The sequence below is a fragment of the Halorientalis sp. LT38 genome, from assembly GCF_037031225.1.
GTDB lineage: Archaea > Halobacteriota > Halobacteria > Halobacteriales > Haloarculaceae > Halorientalis > Halorientalis halophila.
In genome coordinates this window covers 1,000,673-1,024,858 of record NZ_JAYEZN010000001.1, presented here as the reverse complement: position 1 = coordinate 1,024,858, position 24,186 = coordinate 1,000,673, and the positions used below count along the sequence as shown (strand labels likewise).

Here is a 24,186-nt window from a genome sequence, read left to right as displayed (position 1 = left end):
ATACGTTACTCGTATGGAAGAAATCGACGTGCCCGAGAGCCACCCCCGGTACGAGTCGCTGTTGACGCGACACCGGATCGAGGCGGGGGTCGACCGGGGGATCACCTCCCGGCAGGGACTGATCGCCCAGGGCCGTGGCGAGGCCTACGACTACCTCCTCGGCGAGCGCACGACCGAGAGCGCCGACGCCGCCGAGCGGGCCGCCGCAGCCCACCTCCTGCTGGCCGAGCACCCCGTCCTCTCGGTCAACGGCAACGCCGCCGCGCTCGTGCCCGGCGAACTCGTCGAACTGGCTGCGGCGACCGGCGCGGACCTCGAGGTCAACCTGTTCAACCGGACCGAAGAACGGATGGAGCGCATCGCCGAGTACCTCCGCGAACACGGGGCGGACGAGGTCAAGGGCCTCGACGCGGACGGCCGCATCCCCGGCCTCGACCACGAGCGCGCGAAGGTCGACGCCGACGGCATCGGCGACGCCGACGTGGTGCTGGTCCCCCTGGAGGACGGCGACCGCGCCGAAGCCCTGGCCGAGATGGACAAGACCGAACTCGTAATCGACCTGAACCCGCTCTCCCGTTCGGCCCAGACCGCGACGGTCCCGATCATCGACAACATCATCCGCGCGGTCCCGGGGATCAACGAGCACGCACGCGACCTGGCCGACGCCTCCCGCGCGGAACTGGAAGCGGTCGTCGAGGAGTTCGACCGCGACGCCGCCCTGCGAGCCGCCGAGGACGCCATCCGATCCGGTGATCTGTGATGTCGCTGCCGCCCTACGTCTACGTCGACCGGCGACTCCCCGACGCCGACCGGGTCCGCGAGACGCTCGAAGACCGAACCCTCACGCCCTTCGGCGAGGACGAACGGCTGGAACGCCTCCACCGCGTCTTCTATCCGGCCTTCCGGGTTTCGTTCCGGTACGAGACGGGCAAAGGCCAGTGGTTCGGGACCGAAGAGCGCGAGGACACCGTCTTCCTCGACGGCCTCTGGGCCGACAACGACGCCCACGTCTCCCGCTACGCCGGGGAGACGGACGAACTGCTGAACGTCGCGACCGGTGACTACGACTTCGGCGACGGCGAGGGACTGGGCCCCTCGGTCCTGTTGCAGTTCCAGGTCGACAACGACACCGCCGGGACCCTCCTGCCCGAACGGGTCGCCGACTGGGCGCGCCAGCGCGACGCCGGCCGCGGCGACCAGGCGGACGTCTTCCTCCGGAAACTCCGGGAGAACTACGGGCTGCCCGGCGAGTTCGATCCGGCGGGATTCGACGAAGTGACGGAGGTGACCCGCGTCTACCTCCCCTTCTGGCTCGCGGAGTACCGGAGCGACGACGCCGACCACTCCATCATGCTCGCCTTCCGCGACCCCGAGGCCGACGAGGCCGAGTTCAAGCGCCACGGCTGGCTCTCGGAGTTCGTCGCCGACGACCCGACGCGACTCGCGGAGTACGGCTACGACCTCTCGCTCGACCGGGTGCAGAAACAGCTCTCTCGGGACGACAGGGCGGGCGCCGGCGGTGGCGACGACGCAGGTGATGGTCCCGATGGTCGCTCGCCAGACCGGTCGTTCGGTGGTGGAGACGGTGCCGGGGGCGACGGCGAAGACGAGATCGTCCAGCCGGAGGGCGTCGACATGGACGCCTCGTCACTGGTCGAGCGGCAGGTCGAGCGCGGCTTCGGCGACGTCGGCGGGATGAGGACGCTCAAGGAGACGCTGCGACACAAGGTGATCCGCCCACTCGAGGATCCCGAGACGTTCGAGGAGTACGGCGTCGGCGTCGTGAACGGCGTCCTCCTGCACGGGCCGCCCGGCTGCGGGAAGACGTACATCGCGGAGGCGCTGGCCGGCGAGGTCGGCCACGACTTCGTGGAGATCAGCCCGGCCGACCTGACGAGCAAGTACATGGGCGAACCGGCCCAGAAGGTGAAGGAACTGTTCGAGATCGCCCGCGCGAACCAGCCCTGCTTGCTCTTCATCGACGAGATCGACGCCATCGCGGGGACCCGGGACGGCGACGCGAACATGAACTCGAGCGAACAGCAGATGGTCAATCAGTTGCTGACCGAACTGGAGGACGCGAGCGAGGACGACGTGGTCGTGATGGGCGCGACCAACCTCGTGGACGACGTCGACCCCGCCATCCGCCGTTCGGGCCGATTCGACGAGCGCGTCGAGGTGCCACCGCCGGACGCCGACGCCCGGCGGGAGATCGTCGAGGTCCACCTCGCCGGCCGGCCGACCGCCGACGAGATCGATCTCGAGGGGGTCGTCGAGGCGACCGCGGGCTACGCGGCCAGCGACCTCGAACTGATCGCGGAGAACGCCGCGCGGAAGGCGCTGCGGGCCGGCGAGGCCATCGGCGAGTCGCACCTGCTCGCGGCCGCCGAGGACGCGTCCTCCTCGATCCCGGACTGGAGCGGGCCGACCGACGCGGACGATCACGTCGAGCAGCCGGCGGACGCGGACCTCAACGCCCGCTCGCTGGTCGACCCGGATCCGGCCCTCGACTTCGCCGACGTGGGCGGGATGGCCGACCTCAAGGACCGCCTGCGCGAGACGGTGATCGAGCCCCTGAACGACCCCGACCGGTTCGCCGACTACGGGCTGGACGTGCTCGACGGCCTCCTCCTGTACGGCCCGCCGGGCTGCGGGAAGACGTACCTCGCCACCGCGCTCGCGGGCGAACTCGGCCACAACTTCCTCTCGGTGACCCCCGCCGATCTGACGAGCAAGTGGATGGGCAAGCCGGCCCAGAACGTCGCGGACCTGTTTTCCATCGCCGCGGCCAACGCGCCCTGCGTCCTGTTCGTCGACGAGATCGACGCCATCGCGGGCTCGCGGACGGGCGGGATGAACACCAGCGAACAGCAGATGGTCAATCAGTTGCTCGCCGAACTCGAGGACGTGGGCGACGACGTGGTGGTCGTCGGTGCGACGAACCTGCTCGAGGACATCGACGGCGCGATCCGACGCTCGGGCCGGTTCGACGAGCGGATCGAGGTCCCGCCGCCGGACGCCGAGGCGCGCCGCGAGATCCTCGGCGTCCACCTCCGTGACCGGCCGCTGGCCGACGGACTGGACTGGACGACCGTCGTCGATCGGACGGAGGGGTACGCGGCGAGCGACCTCGAGTTGATCGCGGAGAACGCCGCCCGGGCGGCGATGCGGGCGGACGAACCGATCGACACGGCGCACCTGGAAGGGGCCGTCGACCGGACGGGATCGAGCATCGAGGACTGGCTCGCCCGACGTTAACCGAACTCGAACCCGACGTCGGTGTCGCCGAGAGCCAGCCCATCGGCGGTCGTGACGCCGGTGATCTCGAAGCGCGCGCCGCCGTATTTCCCGTCCTCGCGGCCGCTTGCGAGCGTGCCGTCGACGGTCCTGATCTCCCAGCCGTGGGCCTCGACGATCTCCTTGACGATGGCCAGCCCGAAGCCGGTCCCGTCGTCCTCGGTCGTGTGGCCGTAGTCGAAGACCTGATCGCGCTCCTCGGGCGGGATGCCGTGGCCGTCGTCTTCGACGGCGAACCCCGCCCGCGTGCCGGCATCGGACTCGTCCGCCGCCGTCTGTTCGTCGTCCCCGTTGGTCCTGCGCGAGGCCACGCCGCCCTCGGCGTCGTATTCGAGCGGCTCGACCAGCAGCGAGACGTCCTCCCCGACGTGGTCGACCGCGTTCCGGAAGAGGTTCTCCAGGGCCTGCTGGAGGCGGTCGCGGTCGGCCTCCAGAACAGTGTCGCCCTCGATCGACAGGCTGGCGTCGGGCGCGTTCACCAGGGTCCAGGCGTCCTCGGCGACCTCGCGCAGGTTCACGCGCTCGGTTTCGTCGACGGTCTGGCCCTGCCGGGCGAGCTGGAGCAGGTCGTCGATGAGCCGGTCCATCCGATCGGCCGCCCGGTCGAGGGCGTCGAAGTGCTCGGCGGCCCCGGTCTCGCGGGCCAGCTGTGACCGGGCGCTGATCACGTTCAGCGGGTTCCGGAGGTCGTGGGAGACGACGCTCGCGAACTCCTCGAGCTGCTCGTTCTGCTGGCGGAGCCGCCGCTCGCGACGGACCCGATCGGTGATGTCCTGCAGAACGACGAGCTGGCCCATCACGACGCCGTCGTCGTCGGTCAGCGGCGTCCCGGTCCGCTGGTAGGAGCGACCGGTCTCGGGGTCGGTCACCACCTCGCGGTCGCTGTCGGGCTCGTCCGAACGAGGGGCCGGCGGGACCGCGAACGGGCGGAGCACCTCCCCGACCGACCCGCCGATAGCCTCCCTGTGGTCGACCGTCAGGAACGGTTCGGCCTGTTCGTTCACGTTGACGACGAGCCCGCGGATGTCGATGACGACGACGGCGTCGTCCATCTGCTCGACCGCGGCCTGGCTCGCGATCGGGACGAGCGTGAACAGGCCGTGCCGGGCGACCGCCCAGCAGTACGCCACCGCCGTCACGGCCAGGGAGATCGTCATCACCTCCAGACCGGGGAGTGGGTTGACCCCCGAGAAGTACACCCCGGCGGCGACGATCGGCACGAGTGTCCCGGCGACGAGCAACACCGCCTGCTGCCGGTAGATGCCCGCCGTCGCGATGGCGCGCTGGACCAGCAACGCGGTGCAGATCCCGACTATCGCCACGCTGACGGCGGCGTAGGCGAGGACCGCCTGCCCGTAGTCGGGGCGCAAGGCCAGGAAGAGTCCGTTGTCGATGACACGCTGGTTCGTCCACACGAGCCCGTGAAGCTGGTTCGTGAACGCCAGCCCGATCATCGCGACCGGGACGAGGAGCAAGAGCCCCACGCTCCACCAGGTGAGATACCGATCCCGGCTGGTGTACTGGAGGGTAAACACCAGCACGAGGACCGGGACGGGCATGAACCCGATGTAACCCACCCGGTACCAGTGGAACTTCTGGACGAGTTCGACGCTCGCAAGCTGGAGCGAGTAGGCCGCGAGCACCCAGCAGATCACCGCCGCCAGCGCCACTGCGGTGTAGCCCCCCGGAACCGGCTCGTAGGCCCGCTGCTGGCGGACCACGGAGAGCGCGCCGATGGCCACCACCCCCGCGGCGACGAGCGTGAACGTGATTACTGGCGTGTACTGCCAGGGCATGCGGAGTTGCGGAGTGTTACCCGTCCGATGGTTTATGCGTTTTCGCTATTTCGGGCGAGGAGTCGGCCCGGAGGGGACCTCTCGGCCCGGTTTCGGCTCGGCCGCGGGGCGACGCCGCCGATCAGAACATCTTTTAACCACCGGATGGTATTACTGACTACTATGTCCGAGTTCGAGCAGTTCAGCGACGTCGGCGAGGCGGAAGTCACCCGCGCCATCGGCCAGGAGTGGACCGAGGAGTTCATGGACTTCTCCGACAGCGACGTGATCATCGTCGGTGGCGGGCCCTCGGGCCTGATGGCAGCCAAAGAGCTCTCGGAGCGGGGCGTCCAGACGATGGTCGTCGAGAAGAACAACTACCTCGGCGGGGGCTTCTGGCTCGGCGGCTTCCTGATGAACAAGGTCACCGTCCGCGGCCCGGCCCACCACGTCCTCGACGAACTCGACGTGGACTACAAGCAGTCCCAGGACAGCGAGGGCCTCTACGTCGCCAACGGCCCCGAAGCCTGTTCCGGCCTCATCAAGGCCGCCTGCGACGCCGGCGCGAAGATGCAGAACATGACCGAGTTCACCGACATCGTCATCCGCGAGGACCACCGCGTCGGTGGCATCGTCATGAACTGGACCCCCGTCCACGCGCTGCCCCGCGAGATCACCTGCGTCGACCCCATCGCCGTCGAGGCCGACCTCGTCATCGACGCGACCGGCCACGACGCCATGGCCGTCAAGAAACTCGACGAACGCGGCGTGCTGAACGCCCCCGGCCTCGAAGACGAGGCCAGCGGCATGGACCAGACCGGCGACGACTCCTACGGCGCCCCCGGCCACGACTCCCCCGGCCACGACTCCATGTGGGTCGGAAAGTCCGAGGACGCCGTGGTCGAGCACACCGGCCTCGCCCACGAGGGCCTGATCGTCACCGGCATGGCCACCGCCACGACCTACGGCCTCCCGCGCATGGGCCCGACCTTCGGCGCCATGCTCCTCTCCGGGAAACGGGCCGCCCAGGCCGCCATCGACGAACTCGGCGTCGACGCCGAGGACGTGGATATGACCTCCCGAGCGAGTCCCGCTGACGACTAACCGGCACCCACTTTTTACGTCGGGGGTTCGCCGCTGGCGAACCCCCCATCTGCTCACGGGCGCGAAGCGCCCGTTCGCATGGTATGAGGGACCGGAGGTCCCTCACTATCGCAAAAACTTGGGGAAACACTCCCTCGGCGCTCGTTTCACTCGCGCCGAGTGTTCCCGCGAGTGACCGCAGGGAACGAGTGGGTGCTCGGAAGTCGCAGTCACCGAACCGAGCGGAACGAGGTGAGGTGAACCGTCTTCCGGTGAACCGCGGCGCAAAGCGCCGCGGATGCTCCTGACCACCGCACAGCTCCGCAACCGTTCTCCGTACCCGAACTGCGCACCGCATTAACGGCCACGCGAGTACAGCCACTTGGCCGTCGAGCCTGCCATCGGAACTAAGTTCGCGCTATCCCACCAGGTAGTTGATGAAACGTCGACGACACGTGCTGTGTTGTTGTCTTCTGGTGGCTCTCGCAGTCGGTCTCGGTGCGAGTGGCGGCGCGAGCGCCGAAACCACGGGATCGACCGCGACGAATGCCACGGTCGACGGGGCACAGGAGGAGCAACTGATCCTCACGAAGTCGCTTCGGCTGACGCCGAATCAGCCCGGCGAGATCACGGTCACTGCACGATTCGACCCGCCCGAGAATCTGGTCGAACTGGAGACCGGCCTCCCGGACCGCACGACGGTGATCGACACCGACGGCTTCTCGGCGGCGGGCGACGGCTACGAGTGGGACGGCCGGACCGAAGATCCGAGCGTGACCTACCGGCTGTCGGTCAACGAGACGCGCGAGGCCCAGGGCCCGCTCTCCGGCCGGGGCGACCTCGTCTTCGTCGACGCCGGCCCGTGGGCCATCGTCCGCACGCCGCAGGTCTCCGTCTCCTGGAGCTGGCGCGGCGGGAACGTCACCCTCGACCGCCGAACGACCGTCCCCGGGGAGGGCGTCGCCAGCGAGTCCATCTCCTATCTGGGCCCCTACAGCGAGTCCACTCGGCTCGCCCACGGCCAGCGGTTCAGGCTGATCGTACCCGAGGCGGCGGAGCTCCGGGAGTCACCCGACCGGATCTTCGAGTCGACGATCGACGCCGCGGACCGCCTGCGCGTCGGCGACCGCGACGACAGCGTGTTCATGTTCGCCGCGCCGACCACCGGCGTCGGCTGGTCCGTCCAGGGGCTCCAGACCGGCGACGACGCCTTCTGGGTGCGCGATACCGAGATGGTCGACACGGCGGACAACGTCTGGGTCCACGAGTACGTCCACACGCGCCAGGACTACCTGACGGAGGCCGAGGCCCGCTGGTTCACCGAAGCCAGTGCCTCCTACTACGCGGCACTCATCACACTCGAACAGGGCCTGATCGACTACGACGAATTCCGAGACCGGCTGGCACTCGGTGAACGCCGCTCCGAGCGCGACACGATTCTCTCGCAACCGGGCACCTGGACGGAGATGACGCCGTATCTCCGCGGCGCGCTCGTCGCCGGCGAACTCGACCGGCGGACCCGACTGGCGACCGACGGCCGCACCCTCCAGGGCGTGTTCCGACGCGTGAACGCGGCGGGCGATCCCGTGACCGGTCCGGACCTCCGGCAGTTCGCGAGCGCGACCGGCGGTTCGACGGTCGGCGACCTCACCCACCGGTACACCACGACCGACGCGCGACCGTCGACGTGGAGCGAGATCGAACACCAGCGTGCCTTCGAGGGCGCTGCCCCACGCTTCGAGTACTCTCTCGGGCCGGCCGCCGACCGCTATCGCGTGGACGGCCCCTACCGCAACGGCTCCCTCGAAGCCGGAGCGCCGGTCCAACTCGCCACCGACGAGCGGCTCTCCCTGACGGTGCTGGTCGAGAACACCGGGGACGCGAGCGGGACGTTCGACGCCGCACTGACGGTCGACGGTGAGGCCGTCTCTCGGCGGACCGGGTCGCTCGACCCCGACGAGGGCCGCACACTGACCTTCTCACACGCCTTCGACGAAACGGGGACCTACACGCTCGCGGTCGGGACGGAGTCGGTGACCGTCGGGGTCAGCGAGCCGGCCGCGCCGACGGTCGCCGACCTGCGCTCGAACGCGTCACGCATCGATGCCGGCGACCGGGTCGGTCTGACGGCGGCGGTCGGCAACGACGCACCGGTCCCGGCCGCCGGGACCATCACCCTCCGCCGGAACGACACGGTGATCGACACGCGCTCGGTCGTCGTCCAGCCGGGCGCCGATCGAACGGTCGCCTTCGCCGACGCGCCGGGCGTCGGGGTCCACCGCTACACGGCCGGGAACGCCTCGACGACGGTGACCGTCGAGGCGCCCGCGACCGAGCCGGGTGACGGAGCCAGCGCGACCGCCGCCGACGGCGCCGGGTTCGGCGTTTCCGTCGCCGTGCTCGCCACCGCACTTCTGGCGGTCCGGGCGCTGCGATCCCGGCCCTTCTGACGTACTCCGAACGGTCGTTTCGGGCCCGGAGCGAATCTCTCGTGGGGAGTCGACTACCTGTCTGATAGAAACACTCATCCGTGGGATCGGGCGATACGTCACGAGATGGGGATCGAAGGGACACCGAGTCGTCGACGGGTACTGCAGAGCGTCGCGGTCGCTGGCGCCGTGGGGGTGGCGGGCTGCACGCGGACCGTGAGCGACGATAGCTGCGAGGAGAGTACGGGCTTCGAATCGACGGTCGGCGACGCCGCGGACGACGCACTCGCGGTGACCGAAGCGGGGGACTGGCCGATGCGACACCGCGACGCGGGGAACACGGGCCACACGAGCGCGCCCGGGCCGCGCGAGTCCGTCGTCCGCGGCTGGGAGTTCCAGGCGGAACCGGCCGACGGGCAGGGTGCGATCGGCCACAGCTATCCCGTCGTCGACGCGGGGACCGTCTACGTCGGAACGTACCAGGGGCGCGCGCTGGCCGCACTGGACCCCGCCACCGGCGTGGTCGACTGGCGGTACGACGCCCTCGACTCGGGCGGCGTCCCGGCGGTCGTCGGGCCGTCGGACGACCGCATCGTCGTCGTCCCCGGAACGGACGGCCTCCACGGCGTCGACGCCGCGACCGGCGAGCGCCGATGGGTCCACGCCGTCGGTTCGTTCGATCGGAACGGGAACGTCGTGGCCGCCGACGGGGCGGTGTTCGCCAGCGGCCCCGACGGCGTCTACGCGGTGGAGGTCGGGACCGGCGACGAGCGCTGGGTCGTCGACGGGGACGCGGTCGGTGCGGCCGCGGACGGGACGCTGGTGTTCGGCGACGACCCGCTGCGTGCGGTCGACACGGCGGACGGGACGGTCGACTGGGAGGTCGATGACGTCGCCCCGCACGGGTCGGTCGCCGTCCGCGACGGCACGGTGTTCGTCGGCGAGATGGGACGCGTACTCGGCTTCGACCTCGCGACCGGTGATCGGCTGTGGACCTTCGAGGGAGAGACCGAGGAGCTCCGGACCCCGGTGGTGACGGACAGCGCGATCGTCGTCGGGTCGGTGCGGACCGAGTCTGAGCGGGACGCCGTCGCAGGCGGAACCCTCTACGTCCACGACCGGAGCGACGGCGAGCGACTGTGGTGTCGCAGTTACGGCGAGCGCGGCGTCTACGGGACCGCCGTCGCCGACGGGGTCGTTTACGTCGCGGCCGGCGACGTCCTCGAGGCCAGAGCGCTCGCGGATGGGACGGCCATCTGGACCGACACCGGTGGCTACCGGGACAACCATTCCCTCGCCGTGACCGGCGACCTGCTCGTCGTGGGCAGCGCCGACGGACGCGTTCGGGCCTTCGGTGAGGGCGAGGCCGCAGGGACGACCGCCGACTCGACACCGACGACGGACGCCTGAGGCGACCCGGGTGACCCAAAACCCGTAACTCGGGCGCACTCGGAGGTATATTATGGTCGACTGCGTCACCCTCTACCGCGCGCCCACGACCGAGGCCGACGCCGACGCGATCGCGGAGTGGCTCGACGAGCGCGTCGCGGCCGAGGTCACCGTCCGCGACCGCTTTCTCGACGTGCGCTCCGACGACGACCTCGCCGAGGCCTTCGCCGAGGCTCGCGTCCTAGACCCCTACGACCGGGAGACGGGGAACACGATGCTGGGGATCGTCCGCTACGAGGAACGCGCGCTCGAACACCCGGAACGCGCCGGGGGCGTCATCTACGACGGCCTGGCCGTTCAGGAGGCACTCCGGGAGCTTCTGCCGGCCGCTGAGCGGTCGCTCTCGCACCTGCACGTCCCGCTGCTCGATCGCGTCCTGGGGACCTGGGGCGACCACGACGGCCGCTGGCACAAGCGCGTGAACGTCCTCGGCCAGCCGGCGCTCGTCTCGGTACCCGGCCTGTACGAGGCGCCCGCCAAACCCGAGCAGTACTACAGGGTGAAACAGCGCACGGCGATGGTCAGCGGCGACGCGCCGCCCCGCGAAGTCCTCGAAGCCGAGGTCGAGGGCGAGTTCCTGGTCGAGGACGACCCCCGGACGACCGAGGCGCTGCGGGGGTACGTGCTGCAGGCCTACCACTATCTCGCGACGGGCGAGGCCTTCTGCGAGCAGGAGGGGTGTCGGCTGGCGAACCCACACCGCCAGCCCGGCGTGATCGAGGCGCAACTGCGCGAGCCTGAATTCTGCGAGGACCACGCGGAGCTATACCGGCCGTAAAATCGGTGCGGTCGCCGGTCAAGAGCCGACTGCGACGGTCACGTTCGCCGTAGTCCCGTCCACGCTGGCCGCCTCGACGAACTGCGGGTCGCCGAACACGAGGGCAGTCGTCTCGTCGCCGATGCGCCGCGTCTCGAAGTCGACGCCCTGGTCGGTCTCCCGGATGCTCTCGTACTCCTCGAGCGCGGCTGCGGCCTCGTCGGCCTCGTTGCTGTTGTCCCACTGGAAGATCCAGGCCCAGCCGTAGCGGTCCACGGCGCTCGTGTTCTGGAACACGTGGAGCTCGTCACTGCCCCAGCCCGTCGCCGCGGCGGTGGCCCGGTCGCGCGACAGTTCCGTGCCGAGCGAGTGCCGAACCGTCAGCTCGCCCAGCGTGTTGTTGCCCAGGAACCGCCAGTCGGCGCCCGTCCTCGTCGTGGTGACGGTCAGGTTCGCCTCCGGTTCCTCGGCCCGGGTGTAGTTGTGGAGCAACTGCTCGGTCGTCCGCGGCGGGTTCTGGTAGACGGCCGTGAGGTTCGCCGGTGTGTCCACCTGCTGGGCCACGTACTGCGAGCCGAACAGGTACGGTGCCAGCGCGGACTGATAGGAGGCCCCGCCCTGTTCGTACTGTTCGCGGATGAACGCGGAGTTGTTCTGCACGTCCAGGTACCGATCAGCGTAGGCGTCTGCGGTGAAGACTGCGGCGCCCTCCTGCAGGGCGCGGTAGACCTTCGCCTGGTCGGTGAGCACCCGCTCGGTCCGGAACCGGTCGAGCCACGGGAGCTGGTTCGCCTGGTACTGGACCATGTGGGTGAACTCGTGTGCGAGCACGCGCTCGGTCGCCCCGGGCGCGCCTGCACCGGGGTGGATGGCGACGTAGCCCGTCCCTCTCGTCGCGCCGGTGGGCTGGCTCCAGTTCACGGAGACGTTCTCGAAGCCCAGCGCGGCGTTGAGCGGACTCGCCCCGATGCGGGGAAGCGTCCGGCGCCACTCGCTCAGGTTCTGGATCCGCACGGGACGGGGCTCCACGTCGGTCCCTAGCAGCGACTGCGTTCGCACTAACGTCCGGTTCGCGTCGAACGGCAGCGTCCCGTTCTGGACCTGTACGCTGTACGCGGCCGTCTCGTTGCCCCCACCGTCGTCGCTCCGGTTCGCGGGTTCGGCGGGCGTGTCGGTGCCCGTCGGAGTGGCCGTCTGGTTCGGGTCGTCGGTCGCGGCTGGCGTGTCGGCGGCCGCCGGCGATTCAGCGTCCGTCGGTTCCGTCGCCGTCCCGTCGCTCGGGCCGGCCCCACACCCCGCGAGGACGAGGAGGAGGGCGACCGCGAGCGGCGCGAGTCGGTGGGCGAGCGACATATACACACGAACCGAAACCACGGAAAAAAGCGTTCCTATTCGGCAGGTACTCGGCCAGTGAGCAGGCCGAGATAGCCGCCCGCGAAGCGCTCGAACCGGCGATCCTCGGTGCGGGCGGCGAGCGCCGTCCGGCCGGCGGCCACCCGGTCTTCGAACGCCGTCGTCACCGGGCCGTCGGGACGCTCCCACCCGGGCGACGACGCCCAGACGAACGCCCCGAACGCGCGGTTCAGCGGCCAGGCGAGTGGATGCGGGCTCCGCTGGAAGTTGCAGACGGCGACGCGGCCGCCCGGTCGACACAGCTCGCACCACTCCGCGATTGCCGCCGCCGGGTCCGGGAACATCCCGAGGACGAACGTGCCGAGGACGGCGTCGACGGGGCCGGAGACGGGGGGCCGCGTGGCGTCCCCGAGACAGCAGTGGACGTTCGCCCAGCCGCGGTCGGCGCTGCGCGCCCGTGCCCGCTCGAGCACCGCCGGCGTCAGGTCGACGCCGACGACGCGTCCCTCGGGGCCGACCCGCTCGCACAGCGAGGGGAAGTTCGCGCCGGTGCCACAGCCCATCTCCACGACGGTGTCGCCCGGTTCGAGGTCGAGGGCCGCGGCGGCCCGACGCCGCCAGGAGCGGACACCGGGAGCGGTCGCCAGCCGGTCGTACAGGTGCGCCCATCGGCCGTAGAAGTCCCGGACCCGGTCGGCGTCGGCCATCAGAGGGCGTCCCGCAGCCGCTCGGCGACCGTCGGCGCGTCCGGGCCGAGGACGTAGATGACGGGCTCGATCCCGAATCCGCCGGTCTGGTAGAGCACGTCGGCGTCGGGCTCGCGTTCGAGCGCGGCGGGAATGGCCGATTCGATCCCTTTCTCGGCGTCGAACTCGATCGCACTGTGCCCGGCGGCTTCGAGTGCGTCGAGCAGCGTGGGGTCGTATCGGACGTTGACGGCCGCGCGCGCGTCGCTGCCGTGTTCGCGGGCGGTCAGCAGCACGCTCGCGACGTACTCGCTGACGCCGAACTCGGGTTCGGCGGGGACCTCCGGCCGGCCCTTCAGCTCGATGATCCGGCCGGGGACCGCGACCACGTCCTCGATGCCGCCGGCGTCAGGCAGCGCTTCGACGAGGTTCGTCCCGACCGCGGGGATGTACCGGGCGAAGTCGGCGGTGTTCTCGACCACGGTGAGCCCACGCCGGACCGAGGCCAGCGCCTGCTCGGCCACCCGGACGTCGCTGTCGGGGTCGTGGACCTCGAAGGCGCCGCCGTAGGACGCGAGTTCCGGCACCGCTTCCTGGTGGAGCTGGGCCAGCACGTCCCCCTGTTCGAGCTGGCGGATGACCACCTCCGTCTCGACCAGCGCCTGGACGGGGCTCATCTCGCCCTCGGTCAGCCCGTGGCCCAGCCGCTCGACGAGGTCCACCAGTCGCTCGTCGGTCAGCAGCCGCTCGTTTCGCGCGACCTCGCCGTGGACGTACTTCGAGACCGCGCTCTGGCTGATCCCGAGGAGTTCGGCTACCTCGCTCTGGGTCAGCCCGCGCTCCCGCAGCGCCTCGGCCAGCATCGACCGGAACGTCGGCAGGAACTCTTCGACCACCACCTCCTCGATGAATCTCATTCGTTGTCGCAACTCAGTCCCGCGCCGGCATAAAAACCCTGCCGCACGGCGCGGACGCCACCGACCCACGAATTCGCGATGCTATCAGAATACTACTACTATCGGAATTGAAGACAGTATACCGGTACGAAGCTGAGAGAGACTCATTCAGACCAGACTGATACCGACTGGTAAGTAACTGAATACCAAAAAATATTATATATCTACAAAATAGTCAAAGTACAAACAATAATGAGGGGTGGTGGTGAACACCGGACACGGATTCGCAGAGATGGTCGCAACTCATCGGTGGTCGGTCGTCGTCGGCGTCGTACTGTTCGCCGGACTCCTCGCGGGCGCGGCGGGAGCCGCGCCGGTCGCCAGCGTCTCAGTGCTCGACGGCGGCGACGCTGCGTCCGGTGACGGGAACGAGACGCAACTGGAAGACGAGAACGGGACGGCCGCGACCGATTCGAACTCGTCCGCCCACCCCCGGATCAACGGCGATCTGCTCTCCGATCGCGGCGGCTCACCGGCGACCGCGACCGGTCCCGTCGCTCGCGAATCGGGCGACGAGACGGTCGTCGAGGCGACGGTCGTCGCCCAAGACGGCGGTGCCGAGGGTGCGGCCGCTGCCGTCAGGACGGCCGGTGGCCGCCTCGACTCCGGGTACGAGAACGAACTCCAGGTCAGACTCCCGGTGGCGGCACTGGAACAGGTCGCGGACGACGCGTCGGTCCGGGTGATCCGGCCGCCGACGCCGGTCGAGCCGACGAGCGTGGCGGGGCTGTCGTCGATGAACGCCGTCTCGGTCCACGAGGCGGGCTACGACGGGACGAACGCCACCGTCGCGATCGTCGACACCGGCGGCTACGACCTCGACAACCCCGAATTCGGCGACCAGGTCGTCGAGACCCGGGACTTCTCGGGCGACGGAATCGAGGGCGGCGCGGGCTCGCACGGGACGAAGACGGCCGAACTGGCCGCTCGCACGGCCCCGGGTGCGGACGTGGTGCTGGTCCGCATTCGGACAGGGACGGACCTGAAACGCGCCGTCGACTGGCTGGGGTCGTCGACCGACGCGAACGTGGTGTCGATGTCGCTGGCGTGGGCCAACACGGCCGGCCCGCTCGACGGGACCGACGACATCGACCGGAAGATCGGCGAGTTCGTCGCCGACGGCGGCGTCTGGGTCACCTCGTCGGGCAACTACGCCAACGGCCGCCACTGGAACGGCTCCTGGCGCGACGCGGACGGCGACGGCGTCCTCGACGTCGACGGGGGAGAGTCCGTGGGAGTCCAGCCGCCGGGCAGTGGGTCGGCGACGGTCTTCGTCAGCTGGACCGACTGGGACGCGCGCGACCAGGACTACGACGTGGAACTCGTCGACGAGGGCGGCACCGTCCTCGACCGGTCGACGAACACCCAGGACGGCTCGACGTTCGGTCCCTGGGAGCGGGTCACCGTGAGCGCGAGCGATTCGAATCCGCGACTCCGGATCGTCCACCAGTCGGGCGAGACCGATGCTGAGTTCAACGTCTTCACCTTCGGCGGCGCGCGATTCGACCCGAGTGAAGCCCGCCAGAGCCTGCTCATCCCGGCGGCCAGCCCGGACGTGCTCTCGGTCGGCGCGGTCCACGACGACTCCCTCTCCCTCGCGGGGTACTCCTCGCAGGGGCCGACGGTGGACGGCCGCCTGAAGCCCGAGGTGGTCGCGCCCGACGGCGTCTCGACCGACGCCGGCTGCTGTTTCTACGGCACCTCCGCCGCCGCACCGCACGCCGCCGGCGTCGCCGCGCTGGCGCTCGGGGCCAACGCCAGCCTGACGCCCGCGGCGGTCGAATCCGCCATGCTGGGAACGTCGACGGCCATCAGCGGGACCGAACCGTCCGTCGCGACCGGCTGGGGGCTGGTGAACGCCACTGGCGCGGTCGGTGCCGTCGAGGGCACCGCCCCCGAAATTGGGAACGCGACCGTCACGGCCCCCTCCGACGGCTGGCTCGGCGTCGGCGACGAACTCGAGGTCGCGGCCCCGGTCACGGACGACATCGGTGTCGAGTCCGTCGACGTGGACGCTGCCGCACTCGGTGCCGGCACCGTCTCCCTCACGGACGACGACGGGAACGGAACGTACGACGCCACCATCGCGGTCGGCGAGAGCGCGACCACCGGTTCGACCGCACTGACGGTCACTGCGACCGACCGGGCAGGCAACACCGACGCGAACGAGACCGGCGAGGTGCAGGTTGACGCCGCGGCACCGACCTCCGCAGGCGTCACCGCGACGGACGCGACCGACGGGGACGGCATCGTCGGCGACGGCGACGCAGTCGCGATCGGAGCCACGGTGGCGGACGAACACTCGGGGCTCGCGACAGTGACGGCGAACGCGTCGGCGTTCGGGGCCGGAACCGTCGCCCTCACGGACGGGAACGGCGACGGGACCTACGACGCGACAGTCGCCGTCGTCGGCGACGGGGCACGGACCGACGGTGACTACGACGTGCCCGTCAGGGCCACCGATGCCGCCGGGAACGACCGGATCACGACGACTGGAACGCTCTCCCTCGACACGCCGCCCCGGATCACGAACGTCTCGGTGACCAATCCCGACGGCCGGGTCCTCGAACTCGGCCTGGACGCCTCCGAGTCGCTCGCCTCGATCACCGCGAGCGTCGACGGACCGGAATCGACGACGCTGACCGAGGCGAACTTCACTGCCACGGACGGGCGCTACGTAGTGACCTGGACTCCCGGCAGTGACGGGGAGTACACCGGGACGCTCGACGCGGCGGTCGACGACGCGGGCAAGGACGGAGCCAGCGGCGAGTCGGAGACAGTCGTCGTCGACACAACCCCGCCCGAGCTGTCGGCCCCGACTCTCGCGGACGCCGCGGACGACGACGGGACCGTGGGCGACGGCGACGCCCTCGCGATCGGTGCGACCGTCTCGGACGCCATCGCGGGCGTCGGGACCGTCACGGCGAACGCCACGGCGTTCGGCGCGGGGACGGTGACGTTGACCGACGGCGACGCGGACGGGACCTACGACGCCACTGTCGCCGTCGACGGCCCCAACGCAACGACTGACGGCGACTACGGCGTCGAGATCGCGGCGACCGACGCGGCCGGAAACCGGGGGACGGCGGAGACGCCCACGGTCGCGCTGGACACGGCGCCGAGGATCTCGAACTTCACGGTGGAGAACCCGACCGGACAGCGCGTCGCGGTCGGCTTCGACACGTCGGAGCCCCTTTCCTCGATCACGGCGACCGTCGATGGCCCTGCGAAGACGACGCTGACCGCGGACGACTTCTCGGCCACCGACGGGCGCTACGCGGCCACCTGGGACGCCGAGGCCGACGGGACGTACACGGCGACGCTCGACGCCGCGGTCGACGAATCGGGTAACGACGGCGCGAGCGCGCAGTCGGGACGGATCGTCGTGGATACGACCGCCCCCGTGCTGGGCGATCTGCGACTCGACGGCGGGCCGGTCGGAGACGGCGACCCGCTCACCGTCGCGGTGAACGTGACCGACGCGACGTCAGGCGTGGCCGCGGTGCGTGCGAACGCCTCGGCGTTCGGCGGTGGGACGGTCACCCTGACCGATCCCGACGGCGACGGCACCTACGGGGCGACCCTGACCGTCGACGAGCGCGACGCGGCCGCCGACGGCCCGCACGCGGTGCAGATCACGGCGACCGACGCGGCCGGTAACGAAGCCGAGGACACGACTCCGACGGTCACGCTCGACACCGCGCCGCCCTCGCTCTCCGTAGCGGCCCGATCCCTCGACGTGAACGGCACGCTCGGAAACGGCGACCGGCTGGCGATCACCGCCACCGCGACGGACGCCCTGAGCGGCGTCGCGACCGTTCGCGCCGACGCGTCCGCTCTCGGGGCCGGGACCGTCACGCTCACCGACGCCGACGGCGACGGCACGGCGAACGCGACCGTGACCGTCGGCGCGCAGAGCCGGGCGGCGGACGGCAACCACGCGATCCCCGTAATCGCAACGGACGACGCGGGCAACGAGGGTCGGGCGACGACGGACGCCGTCGCCGTGGACACCCCGCCGTCCATCACGTCGTTCTCGCTGTCAGCGCTGTCGAACCAGCGCGTCTCGGTCACCGTCGAGTCCACCGAATCGCTCGATGCGCTCGGGGTCGATCTCGACGGCGCGATCTCGACGGCGCTGACCATCGAGTCCTTCGACCGGTCCGGGTCGGGACCCTACACGTACCGCGCGGTGCGGAGAGTCGGGGCCGACGGCCAGGTCCGCGCGACGGTGACGACGGCGACCGACGACACCGGAACGGACGGCACAACTGGCGAGTCGGCGACGGTCACCATCGATCAGGTCGAGACCCGTAGCGGTGGCGGCGGATCCGGTGGTGGCGGTGGCGGCTCCGGCGGCGGAAGTTCCGGCGGGTCGGGCGGCGACACCGCGCCCGCCCCGCCGTCGGCGGACGTCTCCGTCCTCCCGACGAGCCCCAGCAGCCAGCGGGCCACCGTCTCGCGCGCCAACCCCGGCCAGACCGTCGAGGTCTCGTTCGCCGTCGCCGACTCGGGCGAGCGGTTCCGTCTGAACGAACTGGCGCTGACCGCGGCGGCCACGGACTACGAACTCGAAGTGGCCGCGACGGCGGCCGCGCCCGACGGTGCCCCGGCACTCGACGCGCCGGTCGGCTTCCTCACGGTCTCGCACACCGTCTCCGACGCGGACGTCTCCGATGCGACCTTCCGGTTCGGCGTCGACGCCGAGACGCTCGCAGATCGGGGCACCGATCCCGAATCGGTCACGCTGCTTCGTCAGACCGGCGGGACGTGGTCGGAACGGCCGACCAGTCACGTGGGCACCGCGAGCGGGATGCACCGCTTCGAGGCGACCGCGCCCGGGCTCTCGGTCTTCGCCGTCGCGACGGACGCGGCCGCGAACCTCTCGGTGACGAACGCAACCGTGAACCGCTCGACCGCCGCGCGGGCCGACCCGGTCGGCGTGTCCGTCACGGTCGCGAACGACGGCCCCGTGACCGGGTCGCGAACGGTCGCGGTCACCGCCAACGGAACCGAACTGGCGAACGAGACCGTGCGCGTCCCCGGCGGCGAGTCCCGAACGATCACGCTCCCCGTCGAGTTCGAGCGAACGGGGACCTATGCGCTCGCGGTCGACGGGACCGCCGCTGGCACGGTCGGCGTGTCCGTCCCGGTCGACGCACACGACTCGACGACGGCGACCGATTCGACGTCGGCCACCCCGACCGAGACAGAGACAACTCCCACCAGCGAAAACGACGAGGAGACCGTCGCGACCGACGGTGAGCAGCCCGCGAGCACGGCCGGCGACGGCCCCGGCTTCTCGCCGATCGCCGCGCTCTTCGCGATCGCCGTCGCGGGGCTGGCACTTGCGCGACGGCAGTTCTAACTCGGGAGGTTCTGTTTTCGGCGCTCAGACCTGTTCGCCTCCGGACTCTGCTCGTTCTCGCCGACGGGGTCTCCCGCGACGGACCACTATCCGTCGCGTTAGACCTGGTCGCCTCCGAACTCTGCTCGTTCTCGCCGACGGGGTCTCCCGCGACGGACCACTATCCGTCGCGTTAGACCTGGTCGCCTCCGAACTCGTGATCCCCCTGAATCTTCGACGCCTGCGGCCCCGACTGCCCCTGATACTTCGAGCCGCGCTCTTCCCCGTATGGCCGGTCGGCCGGTGTCTTCAGCTCCGTGAAGGTCAACTGCGAGATGCGCATGCCGGGGGTCAGCGCGACCGGGGCCGTCCCGAGGTTCGAGAGCTCGAGCGTGATCTGGCCCTCGTATCCCGGGTCACAGAGCCCGGCGGTCGCGTGGACGACGATCGCGAGGCGGCCGAGCGACGAGCGACCTTCGACGTGGGCGATCAGGTCCGCCGGGATCTCGACGCGCTCGATGGTCGTCCCGAGCACGAAGTCACCGGGGTGGAGGATGAACTCCTGGCCCTCGTCGACGTGGGTCTCGTCGACGTACTCGGCGACCTCCTGCTCGCTGTTGGGGTGGATGCAGGGGATGTTCGCGTGCTGGAACTCCAGGAACTCCCGACCCAGCCGCAGGTCGACGCTCGCGGGCTGGACCTGGAGATCCACGTCTTCGAGCGGCTCGATCACGAGGTCGCCCTCGGCGAGCCGGGCGAGGATGTCCGCGTCCGAGAGGATCATACCCCAACCAGCGGAGTCGGCCGTCTAAAGTTATTGGGTCCGCGACGCCGACGGTCAGACCTATTGCCCACCCCGCGCTTCGAGGTCGTATGAAACAGGCGATCGTCGCGCGCACCGACGTCGGAATGGGACAGGGAAAACTCGCCGCGCAGGTGGCCCACGCCTCCCTCTCGGCGTACGAGGACACGCCGGACCGGACCCGCAAGGAGTGGAAAGGCGGCGGCCAGAAGAAGGTCGTCCTGAAAGGAGAGAGCGAACAGCAGCTGTTCGAGCTGGCCGACAAAGCCGAACGCGAGGGGCTGCCCAACGCCATCGTCCGGGACGCGGGGCACACTCAGCTGGAACCCGGTACGGTCACGGCGCTGGCGGTCGGCCCCGGGAACGAGGACGCCGTCGACCGCGTGACCGGCGAACTGTCCCTGTTCTGATCGGCAGCCGTCTCGCAGACGGGTGGCCACGTCCCGGCACGCGAGCGACTGGAGTCGGCACGGAGAGCTTTGCTCGTGGCCGTCCTCTGTCCGGACCATGTTCGCGAACAGAACCGCGGCGGGCGAGCGCCTCGGGGAGCGACTCGCCGCGGAGGGCGTCGCCACCGACCTCGTCCTGGCGATTCCGCGCGGGGGACTGCCCCTTGGCCGTGCGGTCGCGGACGCGCTCGACGCCCCGCTCGACGTCGTCGTGGCCAAGAAAATCGGCGCCCCGGGCAACGCGGAGTTCGCGATCGGCGCCGTCGCCAGCGACGGGAGCACCTGGTACAACGAGGACGCTATCGACCGTCTCGGGGTGAGCGGAGCGTACATCCGCGATGCGTGGGCGAACACGACCGTCGCCGCCCGCCAGAAGGCCATCGCGTACCGTCAGGGCGAGACGCTCGGTGATCTCACGGGACAGACGGTCGTGGTGGTCGACGACGGCGTCGCGACCGGCGCGACGGCCCGGGCCTGCCTCCGACAGGTCCGCGAGGCCGGGGCGGCCGAGGTGATCTTCGCGGTCCCGGTCGGCCCCCCGGATACCGTCGACGCCCTCGCGGCGGAGGCTGACCGGGTGATCTGCCTCGAACGTCCGCGGAACTTCCAAGCTGTCGGCCGTCACTACCGCGATTTCTCGCAGGTCCCCGACGAGGAGGCGATGACCTACCTCGACACCGGGGAACAGCGGGCCTGACCGGCGCGTCCACCGCGACTCGCGATTCACCGACGCGGATCTCCAGGCTTTTGGCGGGTCGGCACGAACCCCGCGCCATGACAACCGAGCAGGGGGCCGGACGCTGATGCGGGACGCCCAGCCGGTCGAGCGCGCCGTCGGGATGGACTACTACGTGAGCGACGCGGACGGCGTCGGCGGCCGTCTGCGCGCCGAGCCGGCGGACTTCCGGGTCACCGAGATCGAAGCGTTCGATCCCGAGCCGATCGACGCCGACCCCGGCGCGTATCCCCACGTCCTCCTGCGCGCGACCCTCTCGGGGTGGGACACCAACGACTTCGCGAGCGCGCTGTCGGACGGCCTCGGCGCCAGCCGCGAACGAATCTCCTGGGCGGGCACGAAGGACAAGCGGGCCGTGACGACCCAGTTGTTCTCCGTCGCCGACGCCGATCCCGACGAAGTCGCGGCCGTCGAGGTCGGCGACGCGGACATCGAGGTGCTGGGTCGAACCGGCCGCCGTATCTACTTCGGCGACCTGGCGGGCAACGCCTTCGAGGTGACCGTCCGCGACCCCGACCGCCCCGACGCCGTCGCGGCGATCACCGCCGACCTCGTTGCGTTCGCCGGGTCGGCTGGCGACGATAGCGCGCCGGGAGACGGTCCCGTCACCGTCGCGGTCCCCAACTACTTCGGCCAGCAGCGCTTCGGCAGCCAGCGTCCCGTCACCCACGAGGTCGGTCTGGCCGTCGTCAGCGAGGACTGGCGCGACGCGGTTCTCGCCTACGTGGGCGGCCCCTCCGAGCGCGAACCCGAGGAGACGCAGGCGGCGCGCGAACGCGTCGACGAGGTCGCCGAGCGCGGCGGTGACTGGGCGGACGCCCTGGACGAGATGCCCCGATACCTCGGGTACGAACGGGCGATGCTGCACGAACTGGTCGACCGCGACGCGTCCGAGCCAGACGACTTCCGTGCGGCCCTGGAGACCATGCCGACCAACCTCCAGCAGTTGCTGGTCAACGCCGCCCAGTCGTACGTCTTCAATCGGATCCTCTCAGAGCGGCTGGAGCGCGGCCTTCCTTTCGATCGGCCCGTCGCGGGCGACGTGGTCTGTTTCACGGACAGCGACGCGCCGCCGGAGATCACCGTCCCCGACACCGACCGGCTCCAGCGTGTCGACGCCGACAGGGTGGAGACGGTGACCCGCCACTGCGAGCGCGGGCGGGCGTTCGTCACCGCACCGCTCGTCGGCACGGAGACCGAACTGGGGGACGGCGAGCCCGGCGAGATCGAACGCGACGTGCTCGACGAGGTCGGGATCGAACCCGGTGACTTCGACCTGCCCGGGGAGTTCCACTCGACGGGGACGCGGCGCGCGGTGCTTGTGCGAACCGACCTGACGGTCGAGCGCGAGCCGCTGACCTTCGCCTTCTCGCTGCCGAAGGGGAGCTACGCGACGGTCCTGCTCCGGGAGTACCTGAAGGTCGATCCCGCCGAACTGGGGTGAGCGGGTTCCGAACCGTCCGGCTTATCCGGGAGAGCCGCCCAGAGACACGCATGGAGTGCCGGCAGTGCGCCGCTGACCTCGCGCGACCGGGCGATTACTGCCTGGTCTGCCGGACGGGCAACGCCGACACCGTGGTCCTCGAGCTCGCCCGGGATCGGGCGACGGTGACGACGCTGCTCGAAGACGAGGTCGTCGGCCAGCGGACGATCACGACGACGCCGGAGGCCGAAGACGGCGAGACGGACGTGATCGAGCTGCGCAACTTCGCCGGCCTGATCGCAGACGAGATCCGCCGCAAACGCCCGGAAGAGGTGTACGCGACGGGCGATCGAACCGTGCTCCGGGCGGTCCGCGGCGAGGTCCACTACGAGTTCTACCGCGTCCCCGACGAGGACCCGGTCTCGGCCGTCGTCGAGCGGAAGGGCCGGCCAGCCCTGGAGGTCGTCGAGGCCTCGACGGCCGACATCCTCGGCGGTTCCCACACCACGCTGATCGGTGAGCGGGCGGGCCAGCGGGCCATCGAGACGGTCGCGGGCCACCCCCACGTCAAGAAGATCATCCCGGGTCCCATCGACGCGAGCGGGTCGGGATCGCGGGGCGGCGTCCGGGCGAAGGCCACGCGGGCCGACGCGAACGGGAACGTCCGCCTGCTGATCCGCGACGGCTCGAGCGTCCAGGAGAACCGGGTGGTCACGACCGCTGGCGACCGCGAGCTGGGCGAACGGGTCCGGGCGGACCTCAACGAGGCCCTCGACGAGGCCGGCCTGCGGGAGTGAGAGCGACGAGAGGGTGGTCGGGCGGGCGCGATGGGGCGGGGTCCTCCCGGCCCCGGGTCGCCGGATTTCGATCGAACACGCAGGGTTTATGAACGCGCTCGCACGAGTGAACGGTACTATGGCCAAAGACAAGGCACGAACGGGGAGCGCCGGCCGGTTCGGCGCTCGCTACGGCCGCGTCGCTCGCCGCCGCGTCGCGGACATCGAGGACGACATGAACGACGACCACGAGTGCCCCGAATGCGGGCAGGACGGCGTCGAGCGCCAGGGCACCGGCATCTGGGAGTGCGGTCGCTGCGGCTACAAGTTCGCCGGCGGCACGTACCGCCCGGAGACCCCCGGCGGCAAGACGGTCACGCGCTCGATCCGCGCGGCGCTGGCCGACGACGAAGAATGAGCTACAAGTGTTCCCGCTGTAAGCGCGACGTCGAACTGGACGAGTACGGCGGCGTGCGCTGTCCGTACTGCGGCCACCGCGTCCTGCTGAAAGAGCGGAGCCGCGACGTCAAGGAAGTCGACGTCAACTAGCGTGGCCCGCGCCCACGACGCCGTCCTCGAGTTTTCTTTCGAGGACGAATCTCGCGCCCGGATCGTCGAGGCCAGCGTCCGCCCCGAGGTCGGCGCGATCGCTGGCGACCGAACCGAGGCCGCCCTCGACCGCGACGGATCGACGGTGACGGTGACGGTCGGAGCCGACGATCTGGTCGCGCTCCGGGCCGGGATCAACACCTGGGCGACGCTCGTCGGCGTCGGCGAGGCCGCCGACGCGGCCGCCATGTCCTCGGCCTGAAGGCCGGCGATCCCGCCGTGTCCGCGGGGAACCCGGAGCACGAGAATCGGGGGCCGA

At 70.5% G+C, this 24,186-nt stretch carries 19 protein-coding genes; 14 read left to right on the top strand and 5 right to left on the bottom strand.

Annotated features, from left to right (window positions below; genetic code table 11):
* The first annotated feature begins 13 nt into the window (after positions 1-13).
* Together U5918_RS05400 and U5918_RS05395 are read left to right on the top strand one after the other, a co-directional pair.
* Positions 14-760 carry a 4-phosphopantoate--beta-alanine ligase gene (locus U5918_RS05400; RefSeq protein WP_336000055.1) on the top strand — a complete coding sequence of 249 codons (747 nt, stop codon included), beginning with the start codon at positions 14-16 and terminating at the stop codon, positions 758-760.
* Entirely contained in the window at positions 760-3,258 is a 2,499-nt protein-coding gene (locus U5918_RS05395) for an AAA family ATPase (RefSeq protein WP_336000053.1), read from the top strand. Before U5918_RS05400 ends, U5918_RS05395 begins: the two co-directional genes overlap by 1 nt.
* On the opposite strand, the gene U5918_RS05390 is transcribed toward U5918_RS05395, so the two are convergent.
* Entirely contained in the window at positions 3,255-5,093 is a 1,839-nt protein-coding gene (locus U5918_RS05390; protein ID WP_336000051.1) for a histidine kinase N-terminal 7TM domain-containing protein, read from the bottom strand. The two genes, U5918_RS05395 and U5918_RS05390, sit on opposite strands and share 4 nt — an antisense overlap.
* A 162-nt stretch (positions 5,094-5,255) precedes the next feature.
* Here U5918_RS05390 and U5918_RS05385 point away from each other — a divergent pair, with 162 nt between their 5' ends.
* The 4 genes from U5918_RS05385 to U5918_RS05370 all read left to right on the top strand — a co-directional run bounded on the left by U5918_RS05385 (position 5,256) and on the right by U5918_RS05370 (position 10,811).
* The gene (locus U5918_RS05385; protein WP_336000050.1) at positions 5,256-6,176 is read left to right on the top strand and encodes a sulfide-dependent adenosine diphosphate thiazole synthase; all 921 of its coding nucleotides are present in this window, start codon (positions 5,256-5,258) and stop codon (positions 6,174-6,176) included.
* A gap of 455 nt (positions 6,177-6,631) precedes the next feature.
* Complete coding sequence (locus U5918_RS05380) at positions 6,632-8,605, top strand: CARDB domain-containing protein (protein WP_336000048.1); 1,974 nt, start codon at positions 6,632-6,634, stop codon at positions 8,603-8,605.
* Between the two features lie 195 nt (positions 8,606-8,800).
* Positions 8,801-9,994 carry a PQQ-binding-like beta-propeller repeat protein gene (locus U5918_RS05375; protein ID WP_336000046.1) on the top strand — a complete coding sequence of 398 codons (1,194 nt, stop codon included), beginning with the start codon at positions 8,801-8,803 and terminating at the stop codon, positions 9,992-9,994.
* 52 nt (positions 9,995-10,046) lie between these two features.
* Positions 10,047-10,811 (top strand): DUF7001 family protein, encoded by a 765-nt coding sequence (locus tag U5918_RS05370; protein WP_336000045.1) that lies wholly within the window; start codon positions 10,047-10,049, stop codon positions 10,809-10,811.
* Between the two features lie 18 nt (positions 10,812-10,829).
* On the opposite strand, the gene U5918_RS05365 is transcribed toward U5918_RS05370, so the two are convergent.
* Genes U5918_RS05365 through U5918_RS05355 form a run of 3 tightly spaced genes read right to left on the bottom strand, consistent with a single transcriptional unit; the run spans position 10,830 to position 13,746 of the window.
* Positions 10,830-12,143 (bottom strand): hypothetical protein, encoded by a 1,314-nt coding sequence (locus U5918_RS05365; RefSeq protein ID WP_336000044.1) that lies wholly within the window; start codon positions 12,141-12,143, stop codon positions 10,830-10,832.
* Between the two features lie 35 nt (positions 12,144-12,178).
* On the bottom strand, positions 12,179-12,850 hold the full coding sequence (locus tag U5918_RS05360; RefSeq protein WP_336000043.1) for a class I SAM-dependent methyltransferase: 672 nt from the start codon (positions 12,848-12,850) through the stop codon (positions 12,179-12,181).
* Positions 12,850-13,746, bottom strand: a complete 897-nt coding sequence (locus tag U5918_RS05355; RefSeq protein WP_336000041.1) for a thiamine-phosphate synthase family protein — start codon at positions 13,744-13,746, stop codon at positions 12,850-12,852. Before U5918_RS05355 ends, U5918_RS05360 begins: the two co-directional genes overlap by 1 nt.
* 271 nt (positions 13,747-14,017) lie before the next feature.
* On the opposite strand from U5918_RS05355, the gene U5918_RS05350 reads away from it, so the two are divergent.
* On the top strand, positions 14,018-19,153 hold the full coding sequence (locus U5918_RS05350) for a S8 family serine peptidase (RefSeq protein ID WP_336000039.1): 5,136 nt from the start codon (positions 14,018-14,020) through the stop codon (positions 19,151-19,153).
* A 172-nt stretch (positions 19,154-19,325) separates the two neighbouring features.
* On the opposite strand, the gene dcd is transcribed toward U5918_RS05350, so the two are convergent.
* Positions 19,326-19,916, bottom strand: coding sequence for a dCTP deaminase (gene dcd / locus U5918_RS05345; RefSeq protein ID WP_336000037.1), 591 nt, complete (start codon positions 19,914-19,916; stop codon positions 19,326-19,328).
* 89 nt (positions 19,917-20,005) lie between these two features.
* Between dcd and pth2 the strand changes: the two genes are divergently transcribed.
* From pth2 to U5918_RS05310, 7 genes are all read left to right on the top strand, one after another.
* Positions 20,006-20,344: a peptidyl-tRNA hydrolase Pth2 gene (gene pth2 / locus U5918_RS05340; protein ID WP_336000035.1), complete on the top strand. Its 339-nt coding sequence runs from the start codon at positions 20,006-20,008 to the stop codon at positions 20,342-20,344.
* A 97-nt stretch (positions 20,345-20,441) separates the two neighbouring features.
* Complete coding sequence (locus U5918_RS05335; protein ID WP_336000033.1) at positions 20,442-21,080, top strand: phosphoribosyltransferase; 639 nt, start codon at positions 20,442-20,444, stop codon at positions 21,078-21,080.
* Positions 21,081-21,186: 106 nt separating this feature from the next.
* Complete coding sequence (truD, locus tag U5918_RS05330) at positions 21,187-22,563, top strand: tRNA pseudouridine(13) synthase TruD (protein ID WP_336000031.1); 1,377 nt, start codon at positions 21,187-21,189, stop codon at positions 22,561-22,563.
* A 50-nt stretch (positions 22,564-22,613) separates the two neighbouring features.
* Complete coding sequence (locus U5918_RS05325; RefSeq protein ID WP_336000030.1) at positions 22,614-23,339, top strand: DUF2103 domain-containing protein; 726 nt, start codon at positions 22,614-22,616, stop codon at positions 23,337-23,339.
* A 118-nt stretch (positions 23,340-23,457) separates the two neighbouring features.
* Positions 23,458-23,736 carry a 50S ribosomal protein L37ae gene (locus U5918_RS05320; RefSeq protein ID WP_336000029.1) on the top strand — a complete coding sequence of 93 codons (279 nt, stop codon included), beginning with the start codon at positions 23,458-23,460 and terminating at the stop codon, positions 23,734-23,736.
* Positions 23,733-23,867 carry a DNA-directed RNA polymerase subunit P gene (locus U5918_RS05315; protein ID WP_077205698.1) on the top strand — a complete coding sequence of 45 codons (135 nt, stop codon included), beginning with the start codon at positions 23,733-23,735 and terminating at the stop codon, positions 23,865-23,867. Before U5918_RS05320 ends, U5918_RS05315 begins: the two co-directional genes overlap by 4 nt.
* Position 23,868: 1 nt before the next feature.
* Positions 23,869-24,129, top strand: coding sequence for a KEOPS complex subunit Pcc1 (locus U5918_RS05310; protein WP_336000024.1), 261 nt, complete (start codon positions 23,869-23,871; stop codon positions 24,127-24,129).
* Positions 24,130-24,186 lie beyond the last annotated feature (57 nt).

Bases quoted from the DNA above. Each gene is read 5' to 3' on its own strand.
- U5918_RS05400 (WP_336000055.1), top strand. From the start codon at position 14: ATGGAAGAAATCGACGTGCCCGAGAGCCACCCCCGGTACGAGTCGCTG.
- U5918_RS05395 (WP_336000053.1), top strand. From the start codon at position 760: ATGTCGCTGCCGCCCTACGTCTACGTCGACCGGCGACTCCCCGACGCC.
- U5918_RS05390 (WP_336000051.1), bottom strand. From the start codon at position 5,093: ATGCCCTGGCAGTACACGCCAGTAATCACGTTCACGCTCGTCGCCGCG.
- U5918_RS05385 (WP_336000050.1), top strand. From the start codon at position 5,256: ATGTCCGAGTTCGAGCAGTTCAGCGACGTCGGCGAGGCGGAAGTCACC.
- U5918_RS05370 (WP_336000045.1), top strand. From the start codon at position 10,047: ATGGTCGACTGCGTCACCCTCTACCGCGCGCCCACGACCGAGGCCGAC.
- U5918_RS05365 (WP_336000044.1), bottom strand. From the start codon at position 12,143: ATGTCGCTCGCCCACCGACTCGCGCCGCTCGCGGTCGCCCTCCTCCTC.
- U5918_RS05360 (WP_336000043.1), bottom strand. From the start codon at position 12,850: ATGGCCGACGCCGACCGGGTCCGGGACTTCTACGGCCGATGGGCGCAC.
- U5918_RS05355 (WP_336000041.1), bottom strand. From the start codon at position 13,746: ATGAGATTCATCGAGGAGGTGGTGGTCGAAGAGTTCCTGCCGACGTTC.
- U5918_RS05350 (WP_336000039.1), top strand. From the start codon at position 14,018: ATGGTCGCAACTCATCGGTGGTCGGTCGTCGTCGGCGTCGTACTGTTC.
- dcd (WP_336000037.1), bottom strand. From the start codon at position 19,916: ATGATCCTCTCGGACGCGGACATCCTCGCCCGGCTCGCCGAGGGCGAC.
- pth2 (WP_336000035.1), top strand. From the start codon at position 20,006: ATGAAACAGGCGATCGTCGCGCGCACCGACGTCGGAATGGGACAGGGA.
- U5918_RS05335 (WP_336000033.1), top strand. From the start codon at position 20,442: ATGTTCGCGAACAGAACCGCGGCGGGCGAGCGCCTCGGGGAGCGACTC.
- truD (WP_336000031.1), top strand. From the start codon at position 21,187: ATGCGGGACGCCCAGCCGGTCGAGCGCGCCGTCGGGATGGACTACTAC.
- U5918_RS05325 (WP_336000030.1), top strand. From the start codon at position 22,614: ATGGAGTGCCGGCAGTGCGCCGCTGACCTCGCGCGACCGGGCGATTAC.
- U5918_RS05320 (WP_336000029.1), top strand. From the start codon at position 23,458: ATGGCCAAAGACAAGGCACGAACGGGGAGCGCCGGCCGGTTCGGCGCT.
- U5918_RS05315 (WP_077205698.1), top strand. From the start codon at position 23,733: ATGAGCTACAAGTGTTCCCGCTGTAAGCGCGACGTCGAACTGGACGAG.